Genomic DNA, 13,004 nt, shown 5'->3' with positions numbered 1-13,004 from the left:
GATTGTTATTGTTCGAGCCGACTGCGGAATGGTTCGTAAATGTTCGGAATCGAAAGCTATGAGCAAAAAGTCACGCTGTCAAAGTAAATAATTGAACATTCGGACGAAGGGTAGGCGAACGTTTTTAACGCCGAATTGTCGCGTGGCAGCGGCGCACGAACCTGCGCAGCATGTAAAGGCGAAGGCGTAGATGCAGGACGCGCGAGGACGCGCGCAAGAAAGGCGGGGGTGACGGAAGCGCGCTCAGCGTTTGCGTCGCCAGAGCGTCCAGCTCAGATGCAGGTCGTCCCACATCGGCACCAGCGCGAAGAACAGCAGCGCGCCGGCCAGCGGTACGGTGGCGAGAAAGCCGAAATACTTGAAGCCGAAGGCGCCACTCACGCCGCCGATGAAGAAGCAGCAGACCAGCAGGCTGTTGATCAGCAGACGCTCGCGATTGGCGCGCACCGGCTTCTCTCCCGGCCGTTGCAGGCGGTTGATGTAGATCAGCTTGCCCAGCTCGATACCGATATCGGTCACCGTTCCGGTGACGTGCGTGGTGCGCACCTCGGAGTTCGAGAGCTTGGTCACCATGGCGTTCTGCAGGCCCATGATGAAGCACAGCAGCATCACCGTGAGCGGCACGAATAGCCCGGGAACGGCCATCATCTGCGCGCCCAGCACGCCGAAGCACAGCAACAGCACAGCCTCCAGCGCCAGCGGCAGCGCGTACTGGCTGTGCATGTGCCGGCGCCGCGAGATGTTGATCATGATGGTCGAGCACATCGCCCCGAAGAGGAACGACAGCAGCGCGCCGAGCCCGCCGAGGGCGAGGTCGGTGGCGCCCAGTACCAGGTTGTCGGCCATCGAGGAGACGATGCCGGTCATGTGCGAGGTGTATTGCTGCACCGCGAGGAAGCCGCCGGCATTCGCCGCGCCGGCATTGAATGCAAGCCACAGGCCCAGTTGGCGATTGCCATGGCGGGTACGCCGGCGACCGGTCAGATTGCGTGCATATTCGAAAGGCATGACGCCGGCAAACTCCCGTGCGGGGCGCGTGACAGGGGGCGATTATAGGGCGCGGCGGGCAGCCTGCGGGCGATCACCACGCAATCGTGACGACAGATTGCCGTCATGCCCTGCGCGTCGGCTCCGGTGCGGCGGTCATCGACGTATCGGCGTCAGCTGCGTTCGCGCGCTCGTCGAGCCGGCCTCGTTGCAGTTCGGCGCGCAGGCTCTGCACCTCCTGGCTGAGGCTGTCCACCTGCGCCAGCAGCCGGTGCATCAGCTCGCGGTCGTCGGCGTCGCGCTTTTCTTCTTCCTCGTTCTGGTCGGCGACGAACAGCGAGCCGATATAGGCCGCGAAGCTACCGAACAGGCCCACGCCCGACACCATCAGCAACACCGCGACGACGCGCCCGGCGGTGGTCACCGGATAGAAATCGCCATAACCGACCGTGGTGACAGTGACGAAGGCCCACCACAGCGCCTCTTCCGGCGTGTTGATCGAACTCTGCGGATTCGGCGCCTCCACCAGCAACATGGTGATCGCGCCGAAGGCCACCAGCAGCAGGGTTGCCGTTGCTGCCGAGACGACGATGCCTTCCGCGCGGTTGCGAAACAGCACGCGCCAGATCAGTTGCAGCGATTTCAGCGCGCGCAGGATGCGCAGGATCTGGAACGCACGCACCAGCTTGGCTGCCTGCAGGCCGCTGGCCGGCACGCTGGCGAGCAGATCGATCCAGCCCCAGCGCATGAAGCGCCACTTGTTCTCGGCCTGCTGAAAACGCATGCAGAAGTCGAGGAAGAAAAAGAAGCAGACGATGGTGTCCAGATAGCCCAGCAGGGTCGAGATATCGGGCGGCAGCTTGAAGAACAGATCGGCTACCAGCGCACCCAGCACGTAGAACGACAGCACGAGGATGAAGATCTGAAAGGGCGTTACGGCGCGTTGCTTCATGGAAAGTCCGGGCAGCGAGGGGATTCGCCGGGTAGTGCAGAAGAAGGGCGCAAGTTTAAAGCATGCGATGGCACAGGCGTTCGCCAATCCGCTTATCGCACTGAGCCTGATCCGGCAGAGCATCGGCGCCGGATAGCCTAAGCTCAGCGTCCGCTGCTTGACCGGTGTGTTTGTCGAATGGAGGAACAAGGTGAAGGTACTGACACGGCGACAGTTTTCCTTGCTGGGTGGTGCGCTACTGCTCGGCGGCGCGCTGGTGCGGGGCGACCGGGCGTGGGCCGGCGAGCGGCGCGGCGAAGGCCTGACGCAGCGCTTCGCCGAGCTGGAAAAACAGCTGGATGCGCGTCTGGGCGTGGCGATCATCGACAGCCAGTCCGGCCGGCAATGGCTGCACCGTGCCGATGAACGCTTTCCATTGTGCAGCACCTTCAAGCTGCTGGCGGGCGCGGCGGTATTGCGGCGGGTCGATGCCGGCGCGGATTCGCTGCAGACACGCATCCGCTATAGCGCGGATGATCTGGTGACCTACTCGCCCGTCACCGAGCGGCATGTGAACGATGGCATGACGCTCGCCGCGCTCTGCGAAGCGGCCATCACCCTCAGCGACAACACGGCGGGCAACCTGCTGCTGCGTCACCTCGGCGGCCCGGGCGCGATCGGCGATTTCACACGCACGCTCGGTGATCGTCATACCCGTTTGGATCGCTGGGAAACCGAGCTGAACGAGGCAAGTCCCGGCGATCCGCGCGATACCACCACGCCGGCGGCGATGGCGGCGAATCTGCAGCGTCTGGTGTTGGGGGACAGCCTGTCGGCGGCCTCGCGTGATCAACTCATCGGCTGGATGCTCGCCAGCCAGACCGGTGCGGCCAAGCTGCGTGCCGGTCTGCCACAAGGCTGGCGCATCGGCGACAAGACCGGCTCGGGCGAGCGCGGCACGACCAACGAGATCGCGGTGATCTGGCCGCCGCAGCGCAAACCGCTGATTGCCTGCGTCTACCTCACGCAGACGCAGGCCAGCGCCGACGCGCGCAACGCCGCGCTGGCGGCGATCGGTCGGGCGCTGGCCGAGGCGCTGACGGCCTGAGGTCGCGCGTCAGGCCTGCGGCTTGGCTTTGATGGTCTTGAGCAGGTCTTCCGGGCTGATCTGTCCGACGATGCTCGCCGCGCTGCCCGGCAACGGCAGGTCGAGGATGTGGCCCTTCATCTTGCCGATCACGTGCATTTCGCAAGGCTTGCAGTCGAACTTCAGCGTCAGCACCTCGTCGCCGTGCACCAGCTGCATCGGCGCGACCTTAGTGCGCACCCCGGTGACGCCCTTGGCCTGCTTCGGGCAGAGGTTGAAGGAGAAGCGCAGGCAGTGCTTGGTGATCATCACCGGCACTTCGCCGGTTTCCTCATGGGCCTCGTAGGCCGCATCGATCAGCTGCACGCCGTAGCGGTGGTAGAAGGCGCGCGCCTTCTCGTTGTAGACGTTGTAGAGGAACGACAGGTGCGACTCCGGATAGACCGGCGGCGGCACGCTGACCGGCTTGCGGCTGCCATGCGGACGGATCGCTTCGCGGGCTTCGCTCAGCGCTTCGATGGCTTCGCGGCGTAGCGCCTTGAGCTGCGAGTTGGGGATGAAGAACGCCTGCGGCGCAACCACGTCGACCTCTTCGGCGTGGTAAATCGTGGTGCCTAGCTGACTCAGCAGATCGGCAATCTGCCCGGGCACCTGCTCGGGCTTCTTCGCTTCGCCGAAGGGGCCGGGCAGGGTGGCCGTGGCATAGGCGCCTTCCTCGCTGGTGACGTGCAGCTCCAGCGAGTCGGCACGCAGCTTGGCCAGCCAGCGCACACCGACGCGGCGCTCGGCAGAGGTTTTCAGCAGCGCGTTCTGCCAGTTGTGGTCCAGATTGCGATTGAGCGGATGGTTCGGTCGTACTTGACGCAGCGCGGCGGGCATTTCGTTGGGTTCGACGCGGTATTCGTAGCGCGACTGACCGTCTTCGTCGAACTGCTTCAGCGGCTCGACCACGCTGGCGCGGAAGCCCACTACCTCGCGTTTGATCAGCACATTGAGGCCGTCGCCGTTGGACAGTGGCTCACGGGTCCGCACGGTCAGATCATGCTTGCCCACCTTGAGCACTTCGCCGACCGCAAGGCCGGTGAAGGTCGGCGAATCGAAGGCGCCGATGTCGATCTTGCGGTCGGTGACGAAGTAGTCGGTGCTGCCGCGGTGGAAGGTCTTGTCCGGGTCCGGCACGAAGAAGTGATCGGTGCGGCCGCTGGAGGCACGGGCCAGATCCGGGCGTTCGGCGAGGATGCCGTCGAGGCGCTGGCGGTAGTAAGCGGTGATGTTCTTCACGTAGCTCACATCCTTGTAGCGCCCCTCGATCTTGAACGAGCGCACGCCGGCGTCGACCAGCGCGCTCAGGTTCGCGCTCTGGTTGTTGTCCTTCATCGACAACAGGTGCTTCTCGAAGGCCACCACGCGGCCCTGATCGTCCTTCAGCGTGTAGGGCAGGCGGCAGGCCTGCGAGCAGTCGCCGCGGTTGGCGCTGCGTCCGGTCTGCGCGTGACTGATGTTGCACTGGCCGGAAAATGCCACGCACAGCGCACCGTGGATGAAGAATTCCAGGGTCGAATCCACTTCATCGTAAATCGCACGGATTTCCTGCAGGTTCAGCTCGCGCGCGAGGACCAGCTGCGAGAAACCGGCCTTGTCGAGGAACTTGGCCCGTTCCAGTGTGCGGATGTCGGTCTGGGTGCTGGCATGGATCTCGATGGGCGGAATATCCAGCTCCATGATGCCCATGTCCTGCACGATCAACGCATCGACGCCGATCTCGTAGAGCTGATGGATCAGCGTGCGCGCGGCTTCCAGCTCGTCGTCGTGCAGGATGGTGTTGAGGGTGACGAACACCCGCGCATGAAACAGGTGGGCGAATTTCACCAGCTCAGCAATGTCCGCCACGCTGTTCTCGGCATTGTGCCGCGCACCGAAACTGGGGCCGCCGATGTACACGGCGTCGGCGCCATGCAGGATGGCCTCGCGGGCGATGGTGACGTCGCGCGCGGGGGCGAGCAGTTCGAGGTGGTGTTTGGGAAGCGACATGAGCACGGACCGGCAATGAAACGAAGGCGCGCATTGTAATGGCTTGCCGGCAGTTTGGGTTTGGCCGCTGGGCGAGTGGGCGTCAATGGAATACTGGCGTACCCGCCGGCCGTTTCTACGCTGCGAGTTTAGAGGCCACCCAACAGATCGTGCGCATCGAGCAGGCGCCAGGCAATTTCCGGGCGCTGTTGCAGGGCGCGGCGAATGGCAGCGGCGATGGCCGGGCGGGTCTTGCGGCACAGGCCGGGTTGGTCGGCGAAGTCGATGGCGATGCCGCGCATGCTGCGCACCTCGTTGTGCCCGGGGGCGATATCCATGCGGATACCCAGCTGCTCGAACATGCGTTGCTGCAGATGCTCAAGGTCGTCCAGGCTCTGCACCTTCTCCAAGCGCTCGAGCAGGCGACGCTCCTCATGCAGGGTCAGGCGCAGGATGCGCGTATCGGCGCGCGGGGTTTGCAGCAACGCATCGCGGCTGCAGGTGCAGGTACCGGGCGGGCAGGGCTGGCGGAGTGGCGGCGGGCTGTTCATGGCTTTCGATCATAGCCAAGCCGGCGTAACCCGCACACCCGGCGAGCTGCGGGATGACAAGCGCGGCGACGTCGCGCACCATGACGTTCGCTTGCGCCATGGGCGTACCGTTTCGTCAGGGTTTTGCCGGAGAGCTGCCATGCGTGTCCTTTCAACTGTTCTGCTGTTCGCCACGCTGCTGTTCACCGGCTGGGCGGCTGCCGAGGAAGCGCAGCTGGTCGAGGCGATCAATGCCTACCGCAGCGAGGTGCAGCGCTGCGGCAGCAAGGCCAGCGAGGAACTGCCGCCACTCACCGCCGACGCGCGCCTGAATCTGCCAGCCATCGGCGCGGGCGATCTGCAGCAGGAACTGGCGCGTGCGGCCTACCCGATGATGACGGTGCAAGCCATCAGCCTGTCCGGACCGCGTGATGCGCCGGCGGCGATGCAGGCGCTGCACGAGAGCTTCTGCCAGGTGCTGCTCGATCCGCAGTTCGTCGATATCGGCGTCAGCCGCGAGGGCCGCGACTGGCGCATCGTGCTGGCGCGGCCGTTGCTCGACGGGCGTCTGGGCGACTGGCAGGCCGAAGGCCAGAAGCTGCTGGAACTGATCAATACCGCGCGTGCGCAGCCACGCCAGTGCGGCTCGCAGTCCTTTGCCGCGGCAGCCCCGCTTGGCTGGAACGCGACCCTCGGCGGTACGGCCGAGGCCCATAGCCGGGCGATGGCCAATCGCAATTTCTTCAGCCACCTGAGCGAGGACGGCCGCACGCCGGGCGACCGCGCCGAGCTGGCGGGTTATACCGGCGGCGTGGTGGGCGAGAACATCGCCGCCGCACTGCCGACTCCGCGCCGGGTGCTCGACGGCTGGCTGGCCAGCCCCGGTCATTGCGCAAATCTGATGAACCCGCAGTACAGCGAATTCGGCGCGGCCTATGCGGTCGATCCGCAGAGCGACGCGACGATCTACTGGACGGCGCTGTTCGGCGCGCCGTAAGCCCCGACACCTAGCTGCTTGGCGCGTAATTCGGCACGGACGCGGCGCGTGATCTGCACTACCGCGCAGATGGCCGGTATCGTCGCGACCGCCGGTGCCAGTTGGCTGCAGCGAATCGCCAGTCGAGAGGGCCGCATCATCGAAACTCTGACGGCACCGGGCGAATCGGGGTGGCTGACATGACGCTGCCGCAACCATCGTGCCGCTCGCTGGACAATTCGCGCCGTGCGGCTTAAAAGGGCGCGCGGCGGCGTTTGGCGTCAGCCGTATCTTTATTCAGAGTCAGGTGAACCGTGAGAAAGAAAAAGCCCGTGGACCCCGTGCGGCAAGCCGAAAAGAACCGTGCACACCGGATTGGCTGGCTGATCGCCCTTGCCGGCATCGTAGTGGGTTTCATTCTGGTGGCGCTGAAGCAGGCGTGATCGTGCGTCGTAGCCAGTAATTCTTCACCGCTCGGCCAAGTCCGGCGCGATAGCCGTACGACATTGAACTGGCCGTTTTGCGGAGTGCTCAGGGCAAGGGCCCGGCACTGCGTGGCCTTGGCTTACGTCCGCGCGGCCATCACACCGACTCGGCGATCTGCCGGCGCAGCCATTCATGGGCGGGATCCCGGTGGGAGCGTTCGTGCCAGAGCATGGACATCTCGAAGCCCGGCACCTCCACCGGCGCATCGACCACCTGCAGGGCGTCCTGATCGCGCACCAGTCGCTGCGGCAGCATCGCCACCAGATCAGTACTTTCCAGCACCGCACGCAGAAACAGAAAGTGCGGCACGGACAACACCACGCGACGCTGCGCGTCGTGCATTGCCAGCACCTCATCGGTGGCGCCGTGAAAGCCGCCGCCATCCGGCGAAACGATGACCTGATCGAGCGCGCAGAATTGCGCCAGTGTCGGGCGCTCCTTCAGCCGAGGATGACCCGCGCGGCCCGCCAGCACGTAACGTTCGGTGAACAGCGTCCGCCGTCGCAGGTTGACGGGCGAGCCTTCGCTGGTATGCAGGGCCAGATCGATAGCCCCCTGTTCCGCTTGCCTGGCAATACGCGACGGCGCCATCTCGACCACGGCCAGGCGGCTGGCGGGTGATGCGGCGCGCAGTGCCGGCAGTGCCGGGAGCACGATCGCGGACTCGCCATAGTCGGTCGCGGCGATGCGCCAGGTATGTGCAGCCGCTGCCGGATCGAACGGTGCGGCGGGCGCGACGGCACGTTCCAGCGCGGCCAGCGCCAGGCGCAGCGGTTCGCGCAGCTCCTCCGCTCGGGCGGTAGGACGCATGCCGCGCGGCCCCGGGAGCAGCAGCGGATCGGCGAATATCTCCCGCAACTTGGCCAGGTGAACGCTCACCGAGGGTTGAGAGAGGTTCAGACGCTCGGCGGTGCGGGTCACGTTGTGTTCGGCGAGCAGCGTATCGAGGGTGACCAGGAGGTTGAGATCCAGACGTCTGAGATTATTCATGCCTATACCTGGAATTCCGAACATTCATTTCAACTATACAGTCGAGCGCCGCATTCTGCGTCCGTGTTCAACGGAGGTGCCCAATATGAATGTCTTGCTCGTCTATGCCCATCCAGAACAACGCTCGCTGAACGGCGCGCTGCGTGATTTCGTCGTCCAGCGCCTGGACGAAGCCGGCCACCATGTCCGGGTTTCCGATCTGTATGCGATGGGGTGGAAGGCGACCGTCGATGCCGACGACAATCTCGATCACGAGCCTGGGGCGCGGTTCGATCCGTCGCAGGATTCGAAATGGGCTTTCGCCAATGGTCGGCAACTTGCCGATATCGCCCAGGAGCAGGAAAAACTGCTGTGGGCGGATGCCTTGATCATGCAGTTTCCCCTGTGGTGGTTCAGCATGCCGGCGATCCTCAAGGGTTGGGTCGACCGCGTCTACGCCTATGGTTTTGCCTACGGCGTGGGGGAGCACTCCGATGCACGGTGGGGCAATCGCTACGGCGAAGGTGCGATGGCGGGCAAGCGCGCCATGCTGATCGTCACGACCGGCGGCTGGGCCTCGCATTACAGCCCGCGGGGTATCAATGGCCCCATCGACGACCTGCTGTTCCCCATCCAGCACGGCATGCTGTTTTACCCGGGTTTCGACGTGTTGCCGCCGTATCTCGTGCATCGCACCAGCCGTGTCGATCAGGCTCGATTCGAGACGATTCGCGACGAGTTGGGACAGCGCCTCGACGACCTCTGGCAGACGACGCCGATTGCCTATCGCCGACAGAATGCCGGGGATTACGAGATACCGGCGCTGACGCTACGACCGGAGCTGGCGCCGGGGCAGGCAGGCCTGGGGGTTCATGTGGTGGACTGCGATGGCTGAGCTTGGAACCAGAGGCCGTTCGCCCTGTCTCGAAAACGACAGGCGTGACGGCCTGCGGTAGAAGGTGCCCCACGCCGATGCGTGGGGCAATCGGATCAGATCAGATCCTTCTTCGCCGCCGCTTCGAGATTGCTCTTGGCCAGCTCGGTGAGGATTACGTCACTTGAGCCGTTGAAGGGCAGGGCGAAGACGAGGAACAAGTGCATCCAAGTCGTCAGTGTTTCTTGCTTCTGTACCCGACCCAGCTTCTTGCCTTCGCCATCGCGGAACATCATGTCCATGATCAGCGTGTTGTCGAAGGTGCCGGGAACGAGGAAGAACGTCGCGCCAGTAATCACCGCCAGCCCGAGATTGCCGGTTTCCTGGTTGCGCAGCGTTACGGTGACGTAGAGGTCAGATGCTTCCTGCTCGGTGCTCACGCGGGCAAAGCGTCCGCTATCGACGAACTCTTTCTTGATCAGCTCTTCCAGCTTGGCAATGTTCGGGTTACTCGCCGTCGGTGTGCCGTTCACCGAATACTCGGTTTGCACCTTGATGTATGCGGTTGGTTTCGTCTGTGTCGACTCAACGAGCGGCCACTGCCCTATCTCTGGTAACGATTTGTGTGAGTAGGTCATGCATCCCGGCAGGCTCACCGACACCAGTACGGCGAATGCAGCGATCAGCTTTTTCATGGTTAACGTCCTTGTCAGTGAGCGAGTTGCTGAGTGCCATCGGTCAGCAGCTGTTCGACCAGTTGGGTGAGCTGCCTTGAGCCCAGTGAGGTGTTGAAATAATCCACATCCCATAAGCCGGTGTTCTGATCCAGCACCAGGGTTTTCCGGGTATGCGCCAGCTGCTTGCCGTCGGCGTCGGCTATGGTCAACTCGGCGCCGAGATCGTATTTGTCCACGTAGATCGGACCGTTTACCCAGATCCACATGGTCAGCGTCAGCAGCGCACCCGGGAAGTAGCCGGGGTGCGTTGTGCGTTTGCCCTTGAGCGAGGTGAAGTTGAAACGCAGCTCGACGTCCCGTTCGTCCAGCTTGGTAGGGAAACTGATCATGCGCTCGAAGTACTCGCCGCGATCGATGTGCTGCTCAATCTGCGTAGTCAGAACGTTGCTGATGTTGCGCCGTTGGGTGTCATTCAGCCGCGGATCGCTAACCTCGACGTCCTTGAGCATCGCCCCAGCCGGGACGGATTGCTCGACAACCTGGGAAGGCAGGCCAATGGGACCGGTGGGAGTGAACGAGACACAGCCGGTCAGCGCCAGGCTAAGCAAGCCGGCTGCCAGATACTTGAAGGGGCTCATGGATACTTCCTTGGTGTTCTATAGATAAGCGTGGCTGCCGTGGACAGCAGAGACGCTCTCACAGAGCACTGATTTCGCCGTCCTTGGGCGTCGCGGATATTAGCGGCAAATTGCCATTATTCGTACAGGCGTTGTATTTTTTTCGATACTGGTTCTCGTTGGCCAGCATGGATAGAAGAAGCACAGTACGTACTTGCTCGTACAATCGCGCCGTGCGCCGCTCGTTCAGCATGCGGGCGCTTACGACTCCGCCGTAGCGCAACCCAGGGAGGAATAACCATGCCGACTTATGACTATCGCTGCGAAGCCAATGGCCAGGTTTACGAGGTTCGCCATGCGATGGCGCTGCGCCCCAAGACCTAGGGTGAATTGCGAGAGGCCTGTGCGCTGGCCGAAGATGCGTCGATTCCGGACGATGCGCCGGTGACCAAGCTGATGAGTGCCGCCGGGGTGGTGAATAGCCAGGTGTTGAAGAACCCCGAGGCACCGGCCTGCGCACGCGGGGGCTGCGCCGGCAACTGCCGTTGAGGTCGGCGTTCAGAGCACGGCGTGCGTCGAGCGCGCTGTCGCGTGGAAAGCGGCGAGGCCTTTACATTTGCCGTCCGGCTGCCGAGCCGCGACTCGCCACCTCGTGAATCAGAACTGCGGTCCCGAGCGGGTATTGTTGCCTTTGGCCAGACGGTCGTAGAGCACCACATTGACCGTGGCCGCGAGGTTCATGCAGCCATTGGTCGGGATGTAGACCACGTCTTCGCACCAGTCGCGGATCTCCTTGCTCAGTGAACCGTCCTCGGCGCCGAAGATGTACAGCGCGCGATCCGGATGGGTGTATTGGGGGAGGGCACGGGCGCCGTCGACCAGCTCCACGGCCACTGGCACGCAGCCGAGCGGGAGGATCTTGCGCAGGTCGTCGATGTTGATCAGCGGAATGTCCTGATGGACTTTCTTGGTGTCGGTGACGAAGTCCTTGGCCCGGTCGTAACGGGTGCCGGTGTAGAACACCGAGGCCGCGCCATAGCAGCCCGCCGCACGCATGATTGCGCCCACGTTGGACGGTGATTTCGGGTTGCTCAGGCCGATGCAGGCATAGCGTTTGTTGCTCACAGAAGGGACTCGCGCGAAAAACCGCGAGTATACGGGGCGTCTGGCGTAGGCCGGTTGAAAAACGCCAGCTCGTTAGCGCGTGATTGCCGGGTGATTTCCCTGTCGCCGGGATATGATGCGCGCCCCTCACGCTCCCGCAAAACTCATCAGGTCACCATGCCCGGCGATGCTCTCTATACCGACTTGTCGGGTTACTACGATCTCATGTGCGCGGATATCGACTACGGCGCACAAAGCCACTGCGTCCATCGTCTGCAGCAGCTGTTCGGCAATGCCGGCAACCGGCATCTGGATCTGGCCTGCGGAACCGGGCCGCACGTGCGCCATTTCATCGATGCGGGCTATGAAAGCAGCGGCCTCGACATCAACCAGCCCATGCTCGACAGAGCGGCCATTCGCTGCCCGGAAGCCCGGTTTTCGTTGCAGGACATGTGCGGCTTTGCAGTCGAGAAGCCTGCCGACCTGATCACCTGCTTCCTGTATTCCATCCACTACAGCGGCACAATCGAGCGGCTGAAGAGCTGTATCGCCAGCGCGCATGGCGCCCTTGCGGCAGGCGGGCTGTTCTGCTTCAACGCGGTGGACAAGCGTCGGATCGACAACGCTTCATTCGTCTCCCACAGCGCTAGCCACGCGAACGGCCTGTTCAGCTTCAGCTCGGGCTGGAACTACCCGGGTGCCGGCGCGCACCAAGCGCTGCGGCTGCGCATCGAGAGAACCGTCGAAGGAAAAAGCCAGGTCTGGCACGACGAGCATGCGATGGTGGCCGTGAGCTTCGCCGAGCTGATCGAACTGCTGCAGCCGTACTTTGAAGTGCATGTGCTCGAGCATGACTACGAGAAGATCGTTCCCTGGGACCAGGCATCCGGGAACGCGATATTTGTCTGCGTGAAGATTTGAGTCAGGCTGGCGCCGCCGTCGATGTGCCGTGTTGCCGGGCAGCGATGGCGATCAGTGCAGACGCCGGGCTGAGGTGAACGTCTCGATCAGGTGGTTGGCCTGCTCGGCCAGCTGATCCAGCAGTCGATCCCGCTGCTTCTCCGCGTTACTCATGGCTTTTTCACCGTGCTGTTTCACCAGATAGCTGTGAATCTGCCGCACTTCCTTGGACTGAAAGATCGGTGCCAGGTCCTGCACCGCCACCACGCCGTGGGATGCCGGGCTGCGGGTGTTCATCACCACCTGCGGGCCACGCGCCGCCAACGGCAGGAAGCCCAGCGCCTCGAAGTACGGCACCTTGCCGGCCACGCAGGCCACCTCGGCGTGGGGATAGCGCGTCATCATCGCTGCGACCATGGCCTGGCCGATGCCCTGCCGACGATGCTCGGCCTGCACGGCCAGATAAACCAGCGCACAGGCCTCGGGATCGTCCATATACGGCAGGTACAGCGCGAAACCGAGCAGGGTTGCCGGGTCGTCGGCATCCAGCGCCATGATCAGCTCGGGCTTGCCCGCCTGGGCGCCGTCCATGCTGTCCAGATACCGATGCACCTCGAAACCCACCACGTATTGATACAGCTGATACAGCGGGTTGCTCGGCGTGAGCGAGACGGGGCTGATGTCGCCGAGGTAGTCCACCACCATCTGCAGCAGCTGGCTTTTCAGCGATTCCGGCGGCGGAGTGTCGAGATGGGCGAGGGTGAACATGGCGGTGCTCCGGGCGGTACGGAAAATGGCGGCATTGTACCGGGCGGTGTACCACGGGCGAGGGCAGGGGAGATGAAGAGCCTGCCCT

Annotated in this window: 15 protein-coding genes and 1 pseudogene; 7 read left to right on the top strand and 9 right to left on the bottom strand. The window is 63.5% G+C overall.

From position 1 onward, the window contains the following. Positions 1-243: 243 nt before the first annotated feature. On the bottom strand, positions 244-1,008 hold the full coding sequence (locus tag AC0ZJQ_RS12270; protein WP_167134835.1) for a YoaK family protein: 765 nt from the start codon (positions 1,006-1,008) through the stop codon (positions 244-246). 103 nt (positions 1,009-1,111) lie between these two features. Next, positions 1,112-1,939: an ion transporter gene (locus AC0ZJQ_RS12265; protein WP_167134837.1), complete on the bottom strand. Its 828-nt coding sequence runs from the start codon at positions 1,937-1,939 to the stop codon at positions 1,112-1,114. 190 nt (positions 1,940-2,129) lie between these two features. On the opposite strand from AC0ZJQ_RS12265, the gene bla reads away from it, so the two are divergent. Next, positions 2,130-3,026 (top strand): class A beta-lactamase, encoded by an 897-nt coding sequence (gene bla, locus AC0ZJQ_RS12260; protein WP_008570314.1) that lies wholly within the window; start codon positions 2,130-2,132, stop codon positions 3,024-3,026. 9 nt (positions 3,027-3,035) lie between these two features. Here the strand turns inward: bla and AC0ZJQ_RS12255 are convergent, their stop codons facing one another. Together AC0ZJQ_RS12255 and AC0ZJQ_RS12250 are read right to left on the bottom strand one after the other, a co-directional pair. Continuing rightward, positions 3,036-5,036, bottom strand: coding sequence for a peptidase U32 family protein (locus AC0ZJQ_RS12255; RefSeq protein WP_476476742.1), 2,001 nt, complete (start codon positions 5,034-5,036; stop codon positions 3,036-3,038). A gap of 128 nt (positions 5,037-5,164) precedes the next feature. Beyond that, complete coding sequence (locus AC0ZJQ_RS12250) at positions 5,165-5,566, bottom strand: hypothetical protein (RefSeq protein WP_476476741.1); 402 nt, start codon at positions 5,564-5,566, stop codon at positions 5,165-5,167. 139 nt (positions 5,567-5,705) lie between these two features. On the opposite strand from AC0ZJQ_RS12250, the gene AC0ZJQ_RS12245 reads away from it, so the two are divergent. The 3 genes from AC0ZJQ_RS12245 (at position 5,706) to AC0ZJQ_RS12235 (ending at position 6,964) form a co-directional block, all read left to right on the top strand. Then, positions 5,706-6,542 carry a CAP domain-containing protein gene (locus tag AC0ZJQ_RS12245; protein WP_301618325.1) on the top strand — a complete coding sequence of 279 codons (837 nt, stop codon included), beginning with the start codon at positions 5,706-5,708 and terminating at the stop codon, positions 6,540-6,542. Positions 6,543-6,590: 48 nt separating this feature from the next. Further along, positions 6,591-6,725 (top strand): hypothetical protein, encoded by a 135-nt coding sequence (locus AC0ZJQ_RS12240; protein ID WP_314019152.1) that lies wholly within the window; start codon positions 6,591-6,593, stop codon positions 6,723-6,725. Between the two features lie 110 nt (positions 6,726-6,835). Then, positions 6,836-6,964, top strand: a complete 129-nt coding sequence (locus AC0ZJQ_RS12235; RefSeq protein WP_314019150.1) for a hypothetical protein — start codon at positions 6,836-6,838, stop codon at positions 6,962-6,964. Positions 6,965-7,103: 139 nt separating this feature from the next. Here AC0ZJQ_RS12235 and AC0ZJQ_RS12230 read toward each other — a convergent pair whose 3' ends face one another. Then, on the bottom strand, positions 7,104-7,997 hold the full coding sequence (locus AC0ZJQ_RS12230; protein ID WP_476476740.1) for a LysR family transcriptional regulator: 894 nt from the start codon (positions 7,995-7,997) through the stop codon (positions 7,104-7,106). A gap of 85 nt (positions 7,998-8,082) precedes the next feature. Here AC0ZJQ_RS12230 and AC0ZJQ_RS12225 point away from each other — a divergent pair, with 85 nt between their 5' ends. After that, complete coding sequence (locus AC0ZJQ_RS12225) at positions 8,083-8,871, top strand: NAD(P)H-dependent oxidoreductase (protein WP_237263623.1); 789 nt, start codon at positions 8,083-8,085, stop codon at positions 8,869-8,871. Positions 8,872-8,966: 95 nt separating this feature from the next. On the opposite strand, the gene AC0ZJQ_RS12220 is transcribed toward AC0ZJQ_RS12225, so the two are convergent. Both AC0ZJQ_RS12220 and AC0ZJQ_RS12215 read right to left on the bottom strand, forming a co-directional pair. Then, positions 8,967-9,545: a hypothetical protein gene (locus AC0ZJQ_RS12220; protein WP_237263289.1), complete on the bottom strand. Its 579-nt coding sequence runs from the start codon at positions 9,543-9,545 to the stop codon at positions 8,967-8,969. A 14-nt stretch (positions 9,546-9,559) separates the two neighbouring features. Next, positions 9,560-10,165, bottom strand: coding sequence for a hypothetical protein (locus AC0ZJQ_RS12215; protein WP_237263290.1), 606 nt, complete (start codon positions 10,163-10,165; stop codon positions 9,560-9,562). A gap of 279 nt (positions 10,166-10,444) precedes the next feature. Between AC0ZJQ_RS12215 and AC0ZJQ_RS12210 the strand changes: the two are divergent. Beyond that, positions 10,445-10,693: pseudogene (locus AC0ZJQ_RS12210) on the top strand (FmdB family zinc ribbon protein). 108 nt (positions 10,694-10,801) lie between these two features. Here AC0ZJQ_RS12210 and AC0ZJQ_RS12205 read toward each other — a convergent pair. Beyond that, positions 10,802-11,269, bottom strand: a complete 468-nt coding sequence (locus tag AC0ZJQ_RS12205) for an RNA methyltransferase (RefSeq protein WP_008570307.1) — start codon at positions 11,267-11,269, stop codon at positions 10,802-10,804. A gap of 156 nt (positions 11,270-11,425) precedes the next feature. Between AC0ZJQ_RS12205 and AC0ZJQ_RS12200 the strand changes: the two genes are divergently transcribed. After that, positions 11,426-12,169 carry a class I SAM-dependent DNA methyltransferase gene (locus AC0ZJQ_RS12200; protein ID WP_476477777.1) on the top strand — a complete coding sequence of 248 codons (744 nt, stop codon included), beginning with the start codon at positions 11,426-11,428 and terminating at the stop codon, positions 12,167-12,169. Between the two features lie 51 nt (positions 12,170-12,220). Here AC0ZJQ_RS12200 and AC0ZJQ_RS12195 read toward each other — a convergent pair whose 3' ends face one another. Beyond that, a complete protein-coding gene (locus AC0ZJQ_RS12195; protein ID WP_476476739.1) occupies positions 12,221-12,916 on the bottom strand; it encodes a GNAT family N-acetyltransferase in 696 nt (231 codons plus the stop codon). Positions 12,917-13,004: the final 88 nt, after the last annotated feature.

The sequence above is a fragment of the Stutzerimonas sp. 21-1 genome (assembly GCF_056336065.1).
Note: the sequence above shows the minus strand (reverse complement) of the source record. Positions and strands in the feature narration are given on the sequence as shown.